A 17968-nucleotide genomic window follows, 5' to 3' on the forward strand; every position below is an offset into this window, starting at 1 on the left:
AACAACCCTCGGGTGAAGTGGTCTTCATTGGCCGCCCGTTCCATCGCAGCGGCTTGGTGGGGGCGCGGCCGCGCCGCAGCTGTCCAGAAAGCTGCCCGTGGCGTTGACACCCTGCGGTGTCCGAGAGCAGAGTGATCGAACCGCTCGGCTCGAAGGGAGGGTAGCAATGAGCGTAGTGGGGCGCAGGCGGTTCCTGATTGCCGCGAGCGCACTGCTTGCGGTGCCGGGCATAGCCACGACGCAGGCCCAGAGGCGGCTCCCCGTGCTCGGGATTCTGAACGATCTCCCAGCACCAACCCTTGAGCAGATCGCTTCGAGCGCACCCACTAAGCGCCTTCAAGAGCTTGGCTGGATTGAAGGGAAGACACTGATCGTCGAACGCGCCAACAGCGCCGGGTCGACCGAGCGGCTGCCCAAACTCGCCGCCGAGCTGGTCCGCAAAAAGGTGGATGTGATCTGGGCGATAAGTCCGCCGGCGGCGGTCGCTGCCGCGCGCGCGACGAGACCGATCCCGATCGTCTTCGTCCGGGTAGCCGCACCCCTGGAACTCGGCCTCGGCGCCTCGTTCGCGCGACCTGGCGGCAACGTAACCGGCGTCGCCTCGACCGCGGGCTTCGGGGTGTATCTCAAGCGCCTCGAACTTCTCCGCGAGATCCTGCCCGGCGCAAAGCGCCTCGCCGCGATCGATCCGGGAACGGTGATCTACGCGACAGTCGATGGCGGGGTCTGGAAGCCGGATAGGGACAGGGCGGTATCGGAGGCGCGTAAAGTCGGCTTCGATCTGAGCAGCCACTTCGTGGACGAGGCCAAGGATCTTGATGCGGCCTTCACCGCAATCACCGCCTCCGGCGCGCAGGCGCTCTTGGTGTCCGCCTCGCCGCTGATTGTCCGAGAGCGCAGGCGGATCATCGACTTCGCCAACCGCAGCCGCCTGCCCAGCGCATTCATCGAAAGTTTCTTCGTCGATGAGGGCGGGCTTCTTTCCTACGGTTCGGACGTGTCGGCCACCGTCCTGCAGAGCCTCGCGCAAGTGGACAAGATCCTGCGGGGTGCGAAGCCCGCGGAAATGCCGATCGAGCTGCCGTTGAGGTTCGACCTGGTCGTCAATCAGAAAACAGCAAGAATGCTTGGGCTGACTATCCCGCCGACCATGCTGATGCGCGCCGACCGCGTGGTCGAGTGACGCCATCGCGCGTCGTCCAGCTGAGTGGCTCAGGAAGGCATCGAGCCGGACGGCGGCGGCGCGCGGGGGTTCAATGCTTGTCTCAGCCAAAACGTTCGTGCACGTCGATGGTCGAGCGTCGCCCGATGCCGGACGCGTCATTGACGAGCCACGCCGCCGCCCGTTCGCGCCCCTGGGCACACAGCCGCTCGAGGAACGGGCCATAGGCCAGGCGCTTGGTATCGGTTCGCTGCAGGCTCGGCAGGTCGTTCGAATCGATCATGTGAAAGCGCATCTGCTGCAGCCGGCGCTCGAGCCGGCCGCGGGTCAGGAAGCTCGGCCGCGCAAACGCGGTGGCCTGCGCGAAGGTGCGCATCTCGCGCATGAAGTGGGCACTGAAGGCGAGCTCGACGATGCGCGCTTCGATGTCCTCGATGCTCCGCGGCGTGCCTTCACGCTTCAGCGGGCTCAGCAGCACCAGCAGCACGTCGCGCGCCGTGCAGTCGTAGAACAGCGGAAAGATCGCCGGGTTCGCCGAGTAGCCGCCGTCCCAGTAGGCTTCGCCGTCGATCTCCACCGCGTGGTGGATCTTCGGCAGGCAGGCCGAGGCGAGCAGCGCGTCGACCGTGAGCTCGTGTTCGCGAAACACCCGCAGCTTGCCGTTGCTGGCCTGCGTCGCACCGATGAAGAGCTTGAACGGGCTGGCTGCGCGCAGGCGCTCGAAGTCGACGCGCCGCTCGAGCAGGACGCGCAAGGGGTTCAGGTCGAAGGGGTTGAGCTGCGCCGGTGAAAAGTAGCCGGCCCAGCTGGCCAGCAGCTTGCTGGCCGGCGACAGGTCGATGGCGTCGCTTTCGCCCTGCGTCACCATGCCGGCCGGCAGCTGCCGGCCGACCTCGGCCCAGAACTCGGCCAGTGCCTCGCGCGCGCCTTCGCGCCCGCCCTTGCCCCAGCCGTCGGCCATCACCACCGCATTCATCGCGCCCGCGCTGCTGCCGCTCAGGCCCTCGATGTGGATGCGTGGATCGGCCAGCAGCGCGTCGAGCACGCCCCAGGTGAATGCGCCGTGGGCGCCGCCGCCCTGCAGCGCCAGGTTGATGCGCGCCGGCGGGTTGCGCAGGCGGTTCCACCAGGTCGGCAGCGCCGCGGGGCGCGGGACGCTGGCGATGGGCGGGCGCAGGAACTGGCGGTCGATCGAGGCCGTGTCGTTCAAGGAATCTCCTTTGCTTCGGCAGGAAGCCTTGCAACAGCGGGGCAGTATGGGGTTTTCCCTATGGTCTCGGCCAGCCATCGCAAAGGCACTGTGCGAATGAAGGTGATGGGCGCGCCGCCCCGCACGCGCGTCCAATGCCATGGCGCGGGCGCCCGGCCTGCGACCGGAGGGGCGGATGTCGGTGCACGAAGACCAGTTGCGCGCCGCGCTGCGTGCCGTCGCCGCGGGTGCGCTGCCGCGCCGCCGCTTCATCGCCCAGCTGATCGCCGCCGGCGTGCCGCTGCCGCTGGCGGCGGCGCTGCTGGCGCAAGCCGGGCCGGCGCGGGCGCAGTCGCCCTTCGTCTACAAGCCGACGCGGCGCGGCGGCGGCGGCGTGCTGCGCATCCTGATGTGGCAGGGGCCGACCCACCTGAACCAGCACTTCGGCAGCGGCGCCAAGGACACCTTCGGCGCGCGCATGTTCTGCGAGCCGCTGGCGCGCTACGACCGCGAGGGCAACCTCGAAGCGCTGCTCGCGGCGGAGGTCCCGACGCTGGCCAACGGCGGCGTCGCGCGCGACGGACTCTCGGTGACCTGGAAGCTCAAGCGCGGCGTCACCTGGCACGACGGCGAACCGTTCACCGCCGACGACGTCGTGACGACCTGGGAGTTCACGCGCCATCCCGATACCGGCGCGTTCACGTTCGGCACCTATGCCCCGGTGAAGCTGGTGCGCAAGCTCGACACCCACACCGTGCGGCTGGAGTTCGACAAGCCGACGCCGGCCTGGGCCGAAGCCTTCGTGCTCTCGGTCGTGCTGCCGCACAAGCACTTCGCGCCCTACATCGGCGCGAAGTCGCGCGACGCGCCGGCGAACTTCAAGCCGGTCGGCACCGGGCCCTATCGTTTCGTCGAGTTCCGCCCCGGCGACATGCTGCGCGGCGAGTTGAACCCGGCCTACCACCTGCCGAACCGCCCGCACTTCGATGCCTTCGAGATCAAGGGCGGCGGTGACGCCGTGTCGGCCGCGCGCGCGGTGATGCAGTCGGGCGACTACGACGTCGGCTGGAACCTGCAGGTCGAGGATGACGTGCTAACGCGCATCGAACGCGGCGGCCGCGGGCGCATGGACTTCGCGCCGGGCGGCGACATCGAGTACCTGCTGCTGAACCATGCCGACCCGTGGAAGGAGGTCGACGGCGAACGGTCGCACCCGTCGACGCGGCATCCGTTCCTGCTCGATCCGGCGGTGCGCGAAGCGCTGGCGCACCTGGTCGACCGCGACGCGATCCAGCGCGTCATCTACGGCCGCGCCGGCGTGCCGACGTCGAACTTCCTGAACAACCCGGCGGCGTTCAACTCACGCCGCGCCGGTCCGGGCTTCGACCTGGCGAAGGCCAATGCGCTGCTCGATGCCGGCGGCTGGGTGCGCGGCGGCGATGGCGTGCGCGCCAAGGGCGGGCAGCGGCTGAAGATGCTGTTCCAGACCTCCGCCAGCGCGCCGCGCCAGAAGACGCAGGCGATCATCAAGCACTCGGCGCAGGCCGCCGGCATCGAGATGGAGCTCAAGGCGGTGACGCCGGCGGTGTTCTTCGGCGGCGACATCGCCAATCCGGACACCAACACCAAGTTCTACGCCGACCTGCAGATGTTCACGGTGACGCGCGCCGGGCCCGACCCGGGGCGCTTCATGGAGCTGTTCTGCTCGTGGCTGGTGGCATCGAAGGCCAACAAGTGGAACGGCCGCAACATCACGCGCTGGCGCAACGACGACTACGACCGCACGTTCCGCGCCGCCGAGGGCGAGGTCGACCCCGTCAAGCGCGCGGCGCTGCTGATCCGCCTGAACGACATCGTCTGCAACGACCACGCCATCGTGCCGATCGTCGTGCGGCCGAAGCCGACGGCGCTGGCCAACTCGCTGCAGGCCTCGATCGGCGGCTGGGGCAGCGAGGCGGCCAGCGTGCACGACTGGTACCGCGGCTGACGTGTCCGCTATTCGATGACCCGATCCGCACGCAGCAGGATGTCCGCGCCCGTTCTTGCGGCGCCACCTACCTGGTGGCTTTGAGCGCTGCCTGACGAGACCGCTCCAGCAGCTTGGGCGCCTGCGCCAGTTCGGTCCACGCGGCGAATCGTTCGGTCGGCCCGTTCCAGCGCAGCACCTCGACGCTGTCGAACAGCGCAGCGTCGGTTCGCAGCGTCGCCAGCCGTTTGAAGAGCAGCGCCTGCTCCAGGCGCCCGCCCAGCAGTGCCGGTGGAAATGCCTCGATCGGACCGTGTTGATTCAGCAGGCGCGCCGCCCCGATCCGGCCGATCCCGGGGATTCCCGGATAACCGTCCGCTGCGTCGCCGACGAGCGCGAGCCAGTCCGCGATCAGCGCCGGCTCCACGCCGAACTTTGCCTTCACCGCACTGGCGTCGCGAATGGCCTTCGCCTTCCGGTCGACCTGCACGACCCGGTCACCGACGACGCACTGGGCGAGGTCCTTGTCGGGCGTCCACAGGCATACCTTCTGCACCGCCGGATCGGCGGCTGCGAGCTTCGCCGCCGATGCCAACGCGTCGTCGGCCTCGAGCTCGGTCATCGGCCAGGCGGCCACGCCCATCGCGACCAGCCCTTCCTCCAGAGGGCGAAACTGCGCGAACAGCGCCGGGTCGATGCCCGCTCCGGTCTTGTAGCCGGGCCAGAGCGCATTGCGAAACGACTCGATGACGTGGTCGGTCGCCACCCCGAGGTGCGTTGCATCCTGCTCGATCATCTCGAGGATCGACTGCAGCACGCCCACCGCTGCATCCCAGCGGCGCCGTTTCGCTTCGGGTATGCGCTGCAGCCCGTAGAACTGCCGGAAGAGCTCGTAAGTGCCGTCGATCAGATGGACGATCATGGTCGAACGGGAAGGGATCCCGCACCCCGCTGCGCAATCATGTTCATCGTCTTGCTCACCTATCAGAAGCCCTTGGCCGAGATCGATCGCCTGATGAGCAAACACGTGGCCTGGCTCAAGGGCCACTACGCCAGCGGCCTGTTCATCGCATCGGGACGCCGCGTGCCGCGCTCGGGCGGCGTGATTCTGGCCCGCTCAGGCAACGCCGATGCACTGCGCGCCGCCATGCTCGACGACCCGTTCGTCGCCCACGACGCAGCGACGTTCGAGATCGTCGAGTTCACGCCGAGCATGACGGCGCCCGGGGCCGAGGTCTTCAAGCTGCTTTGACGCGCCGGCCGTCACGGCCGGTCGACCTGATCAGCCTTCCCGCATCGCCTCGGTCCCCGGCACCGCGAATTCAGCCCGAATTCAGGCCGCTCTAAGGACGCCGCGCCGCGGCCATCTCGACACTGGCCATCGAGGTGCACCAGACGCTGCGCGCGAGGCGGGCGGCGCTTGCTGCACCCCCTCGCCGCCGCGCGTCGAAGGCTTTCAGCTCGCGTCGGTCCGCCCAACCGTCGACTTGGAGTCCCCCATGAACCTGACCGCAGAAGTGATGGCCTGCGTCAAGCGTCATCCGACGCTGCACCGGTTGGCACTGAGGGCGTATTCGATGAAACATCCGCCGCCGTACCGGCGGGAGAACATGGAGTTCGAGTACGACGCCTGGGCCGGGATCTCGTCGCTGCAGAATCGAGTCGGGCGTCAGATCGGGGAGGACAACGCCGGCCCGCACCCCTACCGGCAGATCACGCAGAACCAATACGAGACGTGCAAGTTCGCGGATTCGCGCCGCGGCCTGCAAATGAACGTCAGCAGCCTGCGGCTGATCATGCCGCACGCCAAGGACGGGTACCGGCTGACGACGGTGCTGCGCGACAGGTACATCGCGCACCGGCGCCTGCCCAGCCCGCGCTTCAACCTCGTCCAGGCCTACCTGTTCTCGAAGTTCTCGGTGGGCCTGCCGGCCTACCTGACGCGGCGCCGCGACCGGCCGGTTCACGAGGGCGAGCTCGGGCCGCTGGAGACGGCGTTCTACATGCTCGCCACGGCGCCTTTCATGCTCGTGCGGCAGACGATGACCCGCGGCGACATGACGTGCCTCGACCCGGCCCCGATGAGCGGGCAACGCCTCTACGAGCTGGCCGATGCGTCGGGCGTGCTGATCTCGCCGCGCGACTGTGTCTGCCCGGCCAGCGCCAGGCTGATCGGCGAGTTCTTCGACGTCATGATGAACGGCGGCTACGACGGCGACGTCGACTCGGTCGAGGTGCAGCGCGTGCTCGACCTGATCGGCGACTGGGATCGTTTCTATGCCTACATGCAGGCCTCGTCGCGCATCGAGCTGCTGGTCAAGCTCGGTCAGGCGTTGACGGCATCGGCGCTGCTCGCCCTGCACCGCGGCCGCATCGCCGAAGGCAGCGCGGTCGAGCCTGCGCTGCAGTCGGTGCTGGGCCAGGCGCTGCGGCGCAGCTACGTGACCCCGTCGCAGTGGCGCGACGAGGCGAGCATCCTGCATTGCATCCGGAAGGTCCTCGCTGCGCTGCTGCGCGAGCATGGCGACGTGCAGACGCTGCAGGCGCTGCCGCCGATCGACGCCATCGCGTCGGCGGTCACCTCGTCGGCGCCGACGCCGGTCGCCACCGCCGAGCGCATTCGCCGAAGCACCGAGGTGATCCTGAACGCGTGCCGGCGCGACCTGCTGGCCGTGCAGCAGGCGCTCGGCCAGCCGCACCGGCGCAGCATCTCCGAGGGTGAGATGCTCGCGCGCATCGGCGGGCCCGACCTGGCCGCGCTGATCGACCGCCTGCGCGCGATGGACTGCCGGGTGCGGCGGACGCGCGACGCCGCGGTGCCCCTGCCGTGCTGACCGACCGCATGCGCGCGCGCTCGGGGGCGGCTGTCGCGGCGGATCCCGCCGAGGTGCGGGGGCCCCGCGGACAAACCCCGGCGCTATGATCGGCCGCACACCTGCGCCGCTCGGGCGGCGTGCGTGCATCTACTCCGGGAGCCCGGCCATGCTCGGTACGCACCTGCGCAGCTGGATCGCGCGTTTCACGCTCGCCGCCGCGGCCGCCGCCTCAGGCGTGCCGGCGCAGGCCGCCATCTACGTCGGCACCTTCGATCCGCTCGATTTCTTCGGCGTCGCCACGTTCTACGTCGACCCCGCCTGCCTCGCCTCGGATGGATTCAAGGCCAACGATGGCGCGCCGTGCTCGGTCAACTGGCTCTACGCGTCGGTCACGCTGACCGATCTTCCCGACACCGCCGACACGATCACGTTCACGTATGGCGCGTTCCTGCCGAGCACGACCGCCGTGACGGGCATCGACGTGCTGCTCGGCGAGCTGGCCGGAGTGGACTCCACGATCATCGGCCCGGTGGTCATCGCCGGCGACCCGAACCCCGATTTCAACGGCGCCTTCTCGTTGAGTTTCAGCGGCGACGTGGTGACGCTGTTCAAGGGCGGGCTGGCGGTCGCCACGGCCGAAGCGGTGTTCCGCATTCCCGAGCCGGATGGCCTCGGATTGGCGCTGGTCGCTTTGGCCGCGCTGGCGGCGCTGGCCGCGCTCCGTGCACGCGGCGTCGTGGGGTCCGCGATCAGGTCGCGCCGCGCCCCGGCCTGACGCCCGTCACGGCCTCGAGCGCCTGGCGCACGCCGTCATCGAGCCGCGCGCCCCGGCCCTGCAGCATCGCATCCTGGAAGTCGGCTTCGCCCAGCGTGCTCGCAGCCAGCGCCAGCGCGCCACGCAGCCGGCGCTCGGCGCGCGGCGTGCGCGTCAACGTCAGCCGCTCGCGCGCGGCGGAGGCCGTCGCATACAGGCGCACGGCGTGCCAGGTGTCCCCGGATGCCTGCGCCAGCGCGGCGAAGTCCTCGATGCACCCGACCATCTCGTGCTTCATGTCGAAGCCCCTGAACGCGCACATCGCCGCCTCGAGCTTGCCGCGAGCCTGCGCGGTGTCGCCGTCGGCGAGGTCGGTGCGCGCCAGGCAGCACAGCGAGATCGCCTCGTTGCGCTTGTCTGCGGCATCCCGGCAAACCGCCAACGATGCCGCGAAGCGCAGCCTCGCGCCGGCGACGTCGCCGCGGTCGAGCGCCAGCTCGCCCAACATGCGCTCGCACTCGCTGCGGACTTCGGCGTGGTCGATCTCGCGCGCGATCGCCAGGCCGGCCTCGAAACGATCCTGCGCCAGGCGGTCGTCGTCGACGAACATCTCGATCTGGCCGAGGTGAAGCAGGCCGATCGCCTCGCCGATCCGGTCGCCGATCTCGCGAAATATCGCCAGCGCGGCTTCCTCGCCTTCGCGCGCAAGGACCGCGTCGCCCTCCTGCAGCCGAACCAGCGCCAGCGTCGACAAGGTCGCCGCGGTTTCGACGGGATTGCCGAAGCCGCGGCGCAGGGCCAGGCACGCCTGCAGCAGCCGCGCCGCCTCCGTGCACTCGCCCTGGTTCGCCGCGAGACCGGCGGCCACGTACAACGCGTGTGCATGGGCGACATCGGCGGCGCGCACGGCGGGCAGCTCGAGCGCGGCGTGGATCACCTTGCGCCCCTCGCCGACATGGCCGCGAAGCAGGCGGAACTTCAGCAGCGCGACCTCGAACTTCACCGCGATGATCGGGTCGACGCCGCCGGCGAGCGCGAAGGCGATGGCCCCGCGCAGGTTGTCGAGCTCGAGCTCGACGCGTTCGGTCCAGGCCCCCTGCTGCGGACCCCGAATGCCCTGGTTCGCCGCCTTGGCGACGGCGAGGAAGTGATGGCAGTGGCGCTGCGCAGTCGCTTCGACTTCACGTTCACCTTCAGCGCGCGCCGCGAGCTTGTCGCGCGCGTAGTCGCGCATCGTCTCGAGCATGCGATATCGGGTGGGGTCGCGCGTGTGGTCGCGCCACTGCGAACCTTGCGCGGCTTGCCCGGCCAGCACCAGCGACTTGTCGACGAGCGACGACAGCAGGTCGACGATGCCCTCGCGCGCCAGCGGTGCGTCGCCGCAGACGCCTTCAGCGGCGGCCAGGTCGAAACCGCCGGCGAACACGCTCAGGCGTTCGCACAGCACGCGTTCATCGGGCGGCAGCAGCTCGTAAGACCAGTCGAGCAGCGCGCGCATGGTGCGCTGGCGTTCGACCAGCACGCGGCCACCGTCGGTGAGCAGCTTGAAGCGGTCGCGCAGGCGGTGATTGATGTCGGCGATCGATAACGTGCGCATGCGCGCGGCGGCGAGCTCCAGCGCCAGCGGAATGCCTTCCAGGCGGGCGCAGAGCTCGGTGAGCAGCGGCATCTCGCGCGCGCCGGGCACGAAGTCGGGCTTGTGCAGCCGCGCGCGATCGATGAACAGCCGCACGGCGTCGCCCGGCTCGAGCGCGTCCGTGCCGACCCCCGGCTCGACGCCCATCGGCAGCAGGGCATAGAGCTGCTCGCCGGGCACACGCAGCGGTTCGCGGCTCGTGGCGACGATGCGCAGGCCCGGCGCGGCGCGCAGCAGCGCATCGCACAGGCTCGCGCAGGCGCCGATCAGGTGCTCGCAGTTGTCGAGCACGATCAACAGGCTGCGCGCCTGCAGGTGCGCGCACAGCGTGCCCAACACCGGGCGCCCGGCCTCTTCCTGCACACCGAGCGCCTGCCCGACCTGATTCGCGACCAGCGACGGATCGCGCAGCGGCGCGAGATCGACGAAGCAGGCGCCCTCGGGGCCGGCGTCCACCGCATCGGCGGCCAGCCGCAGCGACAGGCGCGTCTTGCCGATGCCGCCCATGCCGACCAGCGTCAGCAGCCGCGACGAGCCGAGCAGCCGTGCGGCCTCGGCGATCTCGCGCTCGCGGCCGATGAACGACGTCAGCTGCAGCGGCAGGCGGCTCGGGCCCGATGTCGGCGCGGGACGCTCCGCCAGCCGCTGCGGCTGCAGCTCGAAGCGATAGCCGCGGCCGGTCACCGTGCTGATCGCGTCGGCACCGAGCAGGCGGCGCAACGCCGCGATCTGCTGCTGCAGGTTGTTGTCCTCGACGACGAGCCTGGGCCACACCCGCTCGTACAGCTCGTCCTTCGTGACGAGGTGGTTGGCGCGCTCGACGAGTGCCAGCAGCACGTCGAACGCGCGTGGCGCGAGCACGGCCGGCTCCCCTCCGATCAGCAACCGGCGCTCGGCCGGCTGCAGCTCGAACTGGGCGAATCGATAGACGCAGGCGCCAGCTTGCTCGGGCATGGGGGCGGCGCGGAACGGTCGCGCCGGCTCGCGGCAGTGTAGTCCGTGCCCCGGCCGCCCGGCGCCAGCGCCTTGCCGGCTGACCGCCCGGGCGCCGACCGCGCCCGATCCAAGGGCCGATAGCGGACGCCACGGATCCGGACCTGGCGTCTTCGAGCCGGGTCCGTATCATCGCGGCCCTCTTCGACGCAGGGCACGACCCACGCACATGAACACACCGGACATCTTCCGCCCGACCGCCGACAGCGAGATCGACCGCCTGGTCGCGGCCTACCCGCTCGCGCTCGTCATCAGCGCCGCGGATGGCGACCTGCAGGCCTCGCCGCTGCCGCTCGTGCTGCAACGGGATTCAGCGGGGCCGGGCGTGCTGATCGGGCACTTCTCGCGCTTCAACCCGCAGCTGGCACTGGTGCGGCGCGAGCAGCGGGCGCTGGTCGCGTTCTCCGGTGCGCAGGGCTACATCTCGTCGTCGTGGCTGCGCGAGCGCAAGTACGCGCCGACCTGGAACTACCAGGCCGTGCACTTCAAAGTGGCGATCACGCTGGACGACCGCGCCAGCGCCGCACGCGAGGCGCTGGAGACCCTGATCCGCCATGCGGACGGCCCGTATCCCAACCCGTGGCAGATCGACGAGATGGGGCCACGCTTCGACCAGCTCGTCACCGCCATCGTGCCTTTCAAGGCGACCATCCTCGATACGCAGGTGCAGTTCAAGCTCGGACAGGGCGACCCGGACAGCGTGCTCGAAGACGGCATCGCCGGCCTGACGCGGTACGGCCAGCTGGCGTTGGCCAACGCGATGCTGCGCCACCACGGAATGGCGCAGCAGGCCACGTCGACACTTAGCGCGCCGCCTTCGAGTACCACGCCTGATTGACGAACGGTGCGCCCACCTCGAACTTTTCGCCCGGCCGGGGCGTCACGATCTGAACGCCCTGCGCCTTGGCCGCCTTCACGGCGCGAACCATCGGCTCGTCCCATGCGTGGTAGGCCAGGTTGAAGGTTCCCCAGTGCACTGGCAGCAAGGTGCCCGCATCCAGGTCGCGGTGCGCCTGGATCGCGGACTCCGGGCTCATGTGGATGTCGAGCCAGGTGTCCCCGTAGGCACCGATCTTGATCATCGACAGCTGCGGCGCGCCGAGCCGCTCGCGCACCGCCTTGAAGTGATCCGCATAGCCCGTGTCGCCACTGAAGTAGGCGGAGTGGTTCGGGCCTTTCAGCAGCCACGACGCCCACAGCGTCGAGTTGTTCATGCTCTTGCGACCCGAGTAGTGACGCGCCGGGGTGCAATGGATCGTGACGCCGCGCACCTGCGCCGAGTCCCACCAATCCATCTCGTGGATCTGCGCCGCCGGCACCTCCCAGCGCTCGAGGTGCGCGCCGATCCCGAGTCCGACGTAGAAATGCGTGCCGCCCCGGCCCAACGCCTGGACCGTGTCCATGTCGAGATGGTCGAAGTGGTCGTGCGAGATCACGACGGCGTCGACGTTCTTCAGCTCGCCGATGGCGAGCGGCGCGGGATGCTGGCGGGCCGGCCCCGCGAACTGGAACGGCGATACACGTCTGGACAGCACCGGGTCGGTGAGGATGCGCACGCCGTCGATCTCGAGCAACACACTCGCATGCCCGAGCCACCATGCCCGCAGGCCCGGCGCGACTGGGCGGCCCAGTTGTTCGGCCGGCAGCCGCACGACCGGCACCTCGAACTGCGGCTCACGCACTTCATCGCCGAAGTACGACTTCATCTCTCGGACGAATGAGAGATTGCTCTCGTAGGGCGGCGTGTTTTCGAAGCGCGTGCCATGGAACTGTTTCGACTGCCGCATGCGCTCGAGCCGAGCGCCTTCGGGCACGCCTCCGAACGACGGCAGTCGGACCACGAGCCAGGCCCCGACCGCCAGTGCCGCGGCAAGTGACAGCAACCACACGACCACCTTCTTGCGGGTCTTCATGCAGGGCTCCGAACACGCGCCTGATGCTACCGAAGCCGCAGCGGCATAGCGGCATCCGACGCGTCAGCGCGGGTTGGTTCAGACCGTGTTGCGCAGGCCCTCGAGGCGCCACGCCAACGCCAGCTGCTGGCCGATCGCACGCAGCAGCGCGGCACCGTCGACGGGCTGCTGCAGGAACGCGTCGGCGCCCGCGGCCAGGCTGTCTGCACGCTCCGCGCCGGTGACGCTTGCCGCCACCGCGATGATCGGCACGCCCCCGGCGCCGGCTGACGCGCGCAGTGTGTGGATGGCCTGCAGCCCGTCGAGCCCCGTCATCCGGATGTTGATCAGGACCAGATCGACGTCGCGCAGCGCCGCCGGCTCGAGCGCGGCCGGCCCGTCGGCGACTTCGCGCACCGCGAAGCCGACCGACATCAGCACCTCGGACAACAGCCGGCGGCTGCTCGGCACGTCGTCGACGATCAGCAGCGTGCGGCGCTGCCCCTCGTAGCCGACGATCGCCTCCGCCTCCGGCGCGCTGTCCGGCGCTTCCGCCCCGTTCGGCACCGACAGCTCGAACTCGAAGCAGCTGCCGGCGCCGAAGACGCTCGCCACGCGCAGCTCGCCGCCCATCAGCCGCACCAGCTGGCGGCTGATCGCAAGACCCAGGCCGGTGCCGCCGGCGCGGCGGCGCACATCGCCGACCTGCTCGAACGGCTGGAAGATCGTCTGCAGGTGCTCGGCGCGGATGCCGACGCCGGTGTCCTCGACGACGAAGCGCACGCGGGCCTCGTCGGCGCCGGCAGCGGCCGCGTCGCCGCACTCGACGCCCAGGCGCACGCGGCCCTGGTCGGTGAACTTGGCCGCGTTGCCCAGCAGGTTCAGCAGCACCTGCCGCAAGCGCTGCTCGTCGACCATTACCGCCGCCGGCAGGCCGGGATCGGTCTCGAGCAGGAAGTCGAGGCCCTTCTCGTCCACCTTCACGCGGCCGATGTCGACGATTCCGCGCAGGAAGGCATCGAGCCGCACGGCGCCCGGCGCCAGCTCGACCTTGCCGGCCTCGATGCGCGCCAAGTCGAGGATGTCGTTGATCAGCAGCAGCAGGTGCTCGCCGGCGAGCTGCATCGTCTGCACGCCGTGCAGCTGCCGCTCGTTCAGGTCACGCCGCATCTTCAGCAGTTGCGCGTAGCCCAGGATCGCGTTCAAGGGCGTGCGCAGCTCGTGGCTCATGCGGGCCAGGAACGCGCTCTTCGCCTGACTGGCCACCTCGGCGCGCTCCTTGGCCACCCGCAGCTCTGCGGTGCGTTCGCGCACCTGCTGCTCGAGCTCGTCGCGGTGCTGTGCGAGCTGGATCTGGCGCTCGCGCAGCACCGCGGCCTGGCGCGACGACTCCAGTGAGCGGATGGTCGCGAAGAGCAGCAGGCTGATCGTCGCGCCGGCAATCAACGCACCCCAGGTCAGCAGGCGTGCCGACGGCTCGGGGCCGGCGCGATCGTCGAATGCGATCAGCCATTGGCGGCCCGAGACGCGGATGACGGAGGCGCTGCGCAGGCCGGCTTCGGCATGCTGCGGCGCTTCAGTCGCGCCAGCGGCCTGCGACGGGCGGCTGTCGAACAGCAGGTTCGCCGCCGTCGGCGCTTGCGGCGCTGCGCCGGTCGGGCCGACGTCGTGCAGGCGCACGTCGATGCGGCCGTGTTTTGCGGGCTCGATCGCGCCGCGCAGCAGGTCCGGCACCGAGACCGCATAACCCACCGAGCCGATGTAGGCCGCGCGGCGCTGATCGACCGTGGTCACCGGCAGGCCCGGCCGGTACACCGCCATCCGGATCCCCAGCACGCCGTCGCGCAGCAGGCGCGGATCGTTGATCGGACGGCCCGAGGTGAAGGGCAGCCCGGTGTCGCGCGCCATCGCGGTGGCGCGGATGCGATCCTCGGAGTGGTCTGCGGCGATGACGTCGCGGCCGAAGGTGGCGTTGCGGCCCGGCGTGTCGAAGGGCTCGATGTACTCGATCACCAGGTACTCGTCGCGCTCGCCCGGTGGGTAGACGACGAAGCCGGGATGGCCCGCGGCGTCGCGGCTGGTGTCTTGGCGCACCCGCAGCTCGAAGCCGGCCTTGTCCGCGCGCTGCACGCGGCGCGCGTAGTTGACCGACACCACCGCGGGATAGAACGACGCGAGGTTCAGAGTCTCGACGTAGCGCCTGAAGTCGCCGCGCTTGACGTCGTCGCGGCTCATCATCAGCGCCCGCAAGCCGTACAGCACCGCGTCGTAGGCTTCGATGCGCGAACGGATGAGCGCCGCGGTTTCACCGGCCAGCGCCTCGAAGCGCAGGCGCGCTTCGCGCTCGACGAGCGTGCGCACGGTGAAGAAGGCGGCCGCCGAAATCGCCAGGCCGGCCAGCAGCACGATCCAGGCGGCCAGATGGCGTGACGGGGCGGCGGTGCCAGGGGTCGAGCTCATCGCCATGCGCAATTGTCAGGCCTGCCAGACGCCGTAGCCGGCCTCGCGCAGCCCGATCGCCAGCTCCACCTCCATCTCCTGCGCCGCCGCGTAGGGCATCGGGTTGTAGACCGCGTACAGCGCGGGCAGCAGCCGCACGCCGTACAGCGTGACGAAGCGGTTCGACTGGATGCCGGCCTTGTGGCGGTCGAAACGCAGGTCGGGGTCGAGCCCCGTCATGCCGACGTAGACGAAGGGTTTGCCGAGCTGCCAGTCGGGGTTCGCCTTGCGAAACGCCGGTTCGTTCCAGACCCGATCCGAGAGCTCGACCACATAGACGTGGTGCGACAGCCGGGGCGCGCGGGGGCGGCGGGCCATGGCGACGCGTCAGAGCGCACTCAGCGCCGCATCAGCCGCGCGAGATCATTGCCGCGCAGGATCTGGATCCCGTTCTCGCGTGCAAAGGCAATTGCCGCATCGCTCGGCTCGCCCAGCGCGACGTAGAGCCCCGAGGCCGCGCCGCTGGCGGCCATCGCCGCCTGCAGCTCGCGCAGCGGCTCGACGCCAGTGCGCGCCGCCTTCCAGCGCCGGCCGCTGACGAGCGTGAGGCTGCCGGCGCGGGTCAACTGGAAGTCCGCCTTCGGCCCGGGCAGCCGCGTGACCTCCTGGCCGTCGGCGCGAAAGGCCTGCTCCAGCGTGTCTGCGAACTTCGCCCACGGCATCGCGCCCATCGCCTGCAGCGTCTCCTGCACGCGCGCGGGGCTCGGCTGCTGCAGCTGCTTCCACGCGGCGATCGCGCCGATGACGATGAACGGCAGCGCGGAGAAGACGGCGAGCCACTGGTAGTCCTTCGGCAGCAGCAGGCGCGCCAGCAGCGCGGTCGCCGCGGCGATCAGGAAACTCACCCACCAGCGCGATCGCAGCAGGATCGCGAAGAGCGAGTTGTGGGCCATCTTCAGCTTCACGGGCAGGTCCTCCGGGGGCCGCAGTATCGGCCCTGCAGCCGGTCCGGTTCGAATGCGTGAGCACAATGAAGCCGCCACGGCGAGCACGAGAGGAAGCGCGATGAACACGCCCCGCACGGCATCTCCGCAATACCGGCTGCTCGGCATAGCCTTGTTGCTGCTCGGCACCGCGCCGGAGGCCTGGGCGCAGGGCAAGATCGACGCCAAACTGATGCAGCGCTACGGCGGTGTGCTGGCGCCGGACTGCTCGAACTACATGCTGCCCCAGCTGAAGTACCTCGGCGATTCGCTGGTCGTGCAGGACGCGGGCAAGGCGCTGCTGACCGGGCGCAACGTGAAGGCGGTGCCGACCTACTTCCGTGGCACGGCACCGCCGGAGTTCGAGACCGCATTGACGAGCGAAGTTGCAGGCGGCGAAGCGCTGGTCTTCGTGCTCTACCGCAACGCGTCGGGCGTCTTTGCCGCGGTCGAGGGTGGACCGAAGGTCATGGCGATGCTGCCGGCGGCACTCAAGGGCCAGCGCGTTCGGCATTGCGATCCGAACCGCAACCGGGCGCCGGGCACGGCCGCGCCGATCCAGATCGGACCGCCCGACCTGCTGAAGGATGCGAAGTTCAAGCGGGCGTACGTACAGGCGCTCGGCCCGCTGGCCAGGGAGCCGTGGCTGATGACGCTCGACGGCCCGGCGCCGCCGGTCGAGACCGTGCGGGTTGCCGGCACCGAGTACCAGCTCGTCAGCGTCTGCAAGAACCACGATTGTTACGACAACAGCATGGTCGTGCTCTATGCCGCGGCATCGCAGAAGGTGGTCGGCAAGGTCTTTCAGCGCGGCCGTTCGACGCTGATCGGCGCGCCGCCGCCGCCCATTGCGGCCGAGCTCGAGCGGCTGTGGAAGGCCGCGTTTCGCAAGTGACGGGAGCGTTGGTGGCTACCAGGCCAGCTGCCTGGCGGCGAGCATGATCGCGTAGACGAACAGCGTGACGTTGAGCGTGAACGTCATCTGCACGCCGGGTGCCCGGCCGAGGGTTGCGCTGCGCAGGTAGCCCCACCAGTACACGAAGCGGGCGAACGCGAAGAACCCGCAGGCCACCGGCACGAGCCGCATCTGGCCCGGTGAAGCGAACGCTGCGAACGCCAGCGCGCTGAAGGCAAACCACACCAGCTGCTCCAGCGTGTTCTGCATCACCCGGCAGTGAATCCTCAGCCGCTCGCTCTCGGCACCTGCCAGGGGATCATGCGAGCCTTCGAAGAAGCGCGCCGCCGCGATGTGAAGGCAGCTCGCGACATACGGCAGCAGCGCCACGAGCAGCCAGCCGAGCGTCATCGCCATGCGCCGGTTCAGCTCGTCCATGCCGCTCATCGCGGGCAGCAGTGCAGCCAGCCCCAGCACGGCGAGCGTTCCCGGCACGGTGAGCCAGATCGATCGCGCGATGGTCCGTTGGCGTGCGGACTTGTCGCGGACGGGGGACTCCGAGGTTGAGGCGGCGCGCACTAGAACCAGAGGTCGCGTATGCAGCGCCCGTCCCTTGGCAGGTCTTCCCATTTGTCGAAGCCGTCGAAGTGGTCGATCGGGAGATGGGCGATCGGCTCCGGCTCTGTCAGGCGCAGGTTGACGGCCATTCGGCGCCGACCTCCTTCATTGGGTTGCAGCGAGCGCCAATGAGCGACGCAGCCGCACTCCGGGCAGAAGTGAAAGCCGAGCGCGGATCCACGAACGTAGGCTTTGGTGACGCCGGAGACATGGATGTCTTCGCCATCGTAGCCATAGGCCCACAGCACGCCATATCGGCGGCATGCCGTGCAACTGCAGGCTGTGGCCGACTCCGGCATGGCCTGCAGCCTCCATTGAACGGATCCGCAGAGGCACGAACCCTGAAGCATCGCCGCCGCCGTCACTCGATCACCTCGCCGACCCACACCCGATCGAACTGCGCGCCGGCCTCGCGCTGGATGCGGCGCAGCGTCTCGGCGTCGGCGGCCTCGTACTCGCAGACCATGCGCTTGCGGTCGGCCGAGATCAGGCTGCGCTTCCAGCTCGCCTGGTAGGCCGCCAGGCAGGGGCGCTCCTGGTCGGCGACGCGGCGCATGTCCTCGTCGGTCTGCGGGGTGTCGAACTGGCGTTCGACGACGATGCGGGGCATGGTCTTCTCCTTTGA

17 protein-coding genes are annotated in these 17968 nt (G+C 69.8%); 7 read left to right on the forward strand and 10 right to left on the reverse strand.

The window, feature by feature from the left end; translation table 11 throughout:
* Positions 1-166: 166 nt before the first annotated feature.
* Positions 167-1183, forward strand: a complete 1017-nt coding sequence (locus tag HLB44_RS09775; protein ID WP_173122399.1) for an ABC transporter substrate-binding protein — start codon at positions 167-169, stop codon at positions 1181-1183.
* 82 nt (positions 1184-1265) lie between these two features.
* On the opposite strand, the gene HLB44_RS09780 is transcribed toward HLB44_RS09775, so the two are convergent.
* Positions 1266-2372, reverse strand: coding sequence for a patatin-like phospholipase family protein (locus HLB44_RS09780; protein WP_343051274.1), 1107 nt, complete (start codon positions 2370-2372; stop codon positions 1266-1268).
* A gap of 175 nt (positions 2373-2547) precedes the next feature.
* Here HLB44_RS09780 and HLB44_RS09785 point away from each other — a divergent pair, with 175 nt between their 5' ends.
* A complete protein-coding gene (locus tag HLB44_RS09785) occupies positions 2548-4338 on the forward strand; it encodes a peptide ABC transporter substrate-binding protein (RefSeq protein WP_217283601.1) in 1791 nt (596 codons plus the stop codon).
* A 67-nt stretch (positions 4339-4405) separates the two neighbouring features.
* On the opposite strand, the gene HLB44_RS09790 is transcribed toward HLB44_RS09785, so the two are convergent.
* The gene (locus HLB44_RS09790) at positions 4406-5239 is read right to left on the reverse strand and encodes a 5'-3' exonuclease (protein WP_173122401.1); all 834 of its coding nucleotides are present in this window, start codon (positions 5237-5239) and stop codon (positions 4406-4408) included.
* Positions 5240-5278: 39 nt separating this feature from the next.
* On the opposite strand from HLB44_RS09790, the gene HLB44_RS09795 reads away from it, so the two are divergent.
* The 3 genes from HLB44_RS09795 to HLB44_RS09805 all read left to right on the forward strand — a co-directional run bounded on the left by HLB44_RS09795 (position 5279) and on the right by HLB44_RS09805 (position 7908).
* Positions 5279-5569 carry a YciI family protein gene (locus tag HLB44_RS09795; protein WP_173122932.1) on the forward strand — a complete coding sequence of 97 codons (291 nt, stop codon included), beginning with the start codon at positions 5279-5281 and terminating at the stop codon, positions 5567-5569.
* Between the two features lie 247 nt (positions 5570-5816).
* On the forward strand, positions 5817-7151 hold the full coding sequence (locus HLB44_RS09800; RefSeq protein WP_173122402.1) for a hypothetical protein: 1335 nt from the start codon (positions 5817-5819) through the stop codon (positions 7149-7151).
* A gap of 148 nt (positions 7152-7299) precedes the next feature.
* The gene (locus HLB44_RS09805; protein WP_173122403.1) at positions 7300-7908 is read left to right on the forward strand and encodes a hypothetical protein; all 609 of its coding nucleotides are present in this window, start codon (positions 7300-7302) and stop codon (positions 7906-7908) included.
* Here the strand turns inward: HLB44_RS09805 and HLB44_RS09810 are convergent.
* Positions 7883-10477 carry an ATP-binding protein gene (locus tag HLB44_RS09810; protein ID WP_173122404.1) on the reverse strand — a complete coding sequence of 865 codons (2595 nt, stop codon included), beginning with the start codon at positions 10475-10477 and terminating at the stop codon, positions 7883-7885. The two genes, HLB44_RS09805 and HLB44_RS09810, sit on opposite strands and share 26 nt — an antisense overlap.
* Positions 10478-10685: 208 nt before the next feature.
* Here HLB44_RS09810 and HLB44_RS09815 point away from each other — a divergent pair, with 208 nt between their 5' ends.
* Entirely contained in the window at positions 10686-11354 is a 669-nt protein-coding gene (locus HLB44_RS09815; RefSeq protein WP_173122405.1) for an FMN-binding negative transcriptional regulator, read from the forward strand.
* On the opposite strand, the gene HLB44_RS09820 is transcribed toward HLB44_RS09815, so the two are convergent.
* The 4 genes from HLB44_RS09820 to HLB44_RS09835 form a co-directional block, all read right to left on the reverse strand.
* Positions 11320-12429, reverse strand: coding sequence for an MBL fold metallo-hydrolase (locus tag HLB44_RS09820; protein ID WP_173122406.1), 1110 nt, complete (start codon positions 12427-12429; stop codon positions 11320-11322). The genes HLB44_RS09815 and HLB44_RS09820 overlap by 35 nt on opposite strands.
* A gap of 78 nt (positions 12430-12507) precedes the next feature.
* The gene (locus HLB44_RS09825) at positions 12508-14868 is read right to left on the reverse strand and encodes a CHASE domain-containing protein (protein ID WP_173122407.1); all 2361 of its coding nucleotides are present in this window, start codon (positions 14866-14868) and stop codon (positions 12508-12510) included.
* Positions 14869-14883: 15 nt separating this feature from the next.
* Positions 14884-15225 carry a hypothetical protein gene (locus HLB44_RS09830; RefSeq protein WP_173122408.1) on the reverse strand — a complete coding sequence of 114 codons (342 nt, stop codon included), beginning with the start codon at positions 15223-15225 and terminating at the stop codon, positions 14884-14886.
* Positions 15226-15245: 20 nt separating this feature from the next.
* Positions 15246-15812: a restriction endonuclease gene (locus tag HLB44_RS09835; protein WP_343051275.1), complete on the reverse strand. Its 567-nt coding sequence runs from the start codon at positions 15810-15812 to the stop codon at positions 15246-15248.
* 100 nt (positions 15813-15912) lie between these two features.
* On the opposite strand from HLB44_RS09835, the gene HLB44_RS09840 reads away from it, so the two are divergent.
* A complete protein-coding gene (locus tag HLB44_RS09840; protein ID WP_173122409.1) occupies positions 15913-16725 on the forward strand; it encodes an Ivy family c-type lysozyme inhibitor in 813 nt (270 codons plus the stop codon).
* 15 nt (positions 16726-16740) lie between these two features.
* Here the strand turns inward: HLB44_RS09840 and HLB44_RS09845 are convergent, their stop codons facing one another.
* Genes HLB44_RS09845 through HLB44_RS09855 form a run of 3 tightly spaced genes read right to left on the reverse strand, consistent with a single transcriptional unit; the run spans position 16741 to position 17953 of the window.
* Complete coding sequence (locus HLB44_RS09845) at positions 16741-17355, reverse strand: MAPEG family protein (RefSeq protein WP_173122410.1); 615 nt, start codon at positions 17353-17355, stop codon at positions 16741-16743.
* The gene (locus HLB44_RS09850; RefSeq protein WP_173122934.1) at positions 17304-17693 is read right to left on the reverse strand and encodes a GFA family protein; all 390 of its coding nucleotides are present in this window, start codon (positions 17691-17693) and stop codon (positions 17304-17306) included. The genes HLB44_RS09845 and HLB44_RS09850 overlap by 52 nt, the downstream gene beginning before the upstream one ends.
* Positions 17694-17704: 11 nt before the next feature.
* Positions 17705-17953 carry a nickel-binding protein gene (locus HLB44_RS09855; protein ID WP_173122411.1) on the reverse strand — a complete coding sequence of 83 codons (249 nt, stop codon included), beginning with the start codon at positions 17951-17953 and terminating at the stop codon, positions 17705-17707.
* Positions 17954-17968 lie beyond the last annotated feature (15 nt).

The organism is Pseudaquabacterium terrae (genome assembly GCF_013266755.1).
GTDB classification, from domain to species: Bacteria; Pseudomonadota; Gammaproteobacteria; order Burkholderiales; family Burkholderiaceae_C; genus Pseudaquabacterium; species Pseudaquabacterium terrae.

Excerpts from the sequence above, each read along its gene's own strand:
- HLB44_RS09775 (WP_173122399.1), top strand. The coding sequence starts at position 167 with ATGAGCGTAGTGGGGCGCAGGCGGTTCCTGATTGCCGCGAGCGCACTG.
- HLB44_RS09785 (WP_217283601.1), top strand. The coding sequence starts at position 2,548 with ATGTCGGTGCACGAAGACCAGTTGCGCGCCGCGCTGCGTGCCGTCGCC.
- HLB44_RS09790 (WP_173122401.1), bottom strand. The coding sequence starts at position 5,239 with ATGATCGTCCATCTGATCGACGGCACTTACGAGCTCTTCCGGCAGTTC.
- HLB44_RS09795 (WP_173122932.1), top strand. The coding sequence starts at position 5,279 with ATGTTCATCGTCTTGCTCACCTATCAGAAGCCCTTGGCCGAGATCGAT.
- HLB44_RS09800 (WP_173122402.1), top strand. The coding sequence starts at position 5,817 with ATGAACCTGACCGCAGAAGTGATGGCCTGCGTCAAGCGTCATCCGACG.
- HLB44_RS09805 (WP_173122403.1), top strand. The coding sequence starts at position 7,300 with ATGCTCGGTACGCACCTGCGCAGCTGGATCGCGCGTTTCACGCTCGCC.
- HLB44_RS09810 (WP_173122404.1), bottom strand. The coding sequence starts at position 10,477 with ATGCCCGAGCAAGCTGGCGCCTGCGTCTATCGATTCGCCCAGTTCGAG.
- HLB44_RS09815 (WP_173122405.1), top strand. The coding sequence starts at position 10,686 with ATGAACACACCGGACATCTTCCGCCCGACCGCCGACAGCGAGATCGAC.
- HLB44_RS09820 (WP_173122406.1), bottom strand. The coding sequence starts at position 12,429 with ATGAAGACCCGCAAGAAGGTGGTCGTGTGGTTGCTGTCACTTGCCGCG.
- HLB44_RS09825 (WP_173122407.1), bottom strand. The coding sequence starts at position 14,868 with ATGAGCTCGACCCCTGGCACCGCCGCCCCGTCACGCCATCTGGCCGCC.
- HLB44_RS09830 (WP_173122408.1), bottom strand. The coding sequence starts at position 15,225 with ATGGCCCGCCGCCCCCGCGCGCCCCGGCTGTCGCACCACGTCTATGTG.
- HLB44_RS09840 (WP_173122409.1), top strand. The coding sequence starts at position 15,913 with ATGAACACGCCCCGCACGGCATCTCCGCAATACCGGCTGCTCGGCATA.
- HLB44_RS09845 (WP_173122410.1), bottom strand. The coding sequence starts at position 17,355 with ATGGGAAGACCTGCCAAGGGACGGGCGCTGCATACGCGACCTCTGGTT.
- HLB44_RS09850 (WP_173122934.1), bottom strand. The coding sequence starts at position 17,693 with ATGCTTCAGGGTTCGTGCCTCTGCGGATCCGTTCAATGGAGGCTGCAG.
- HLB44_RS09855 (WP_173122411.1), bottom strand. The coding sequence starts at position 17,953 with ATGCCCCGCATCGTCGTCGAACGCCAGTTCGACACCCCGCAGACCGAC.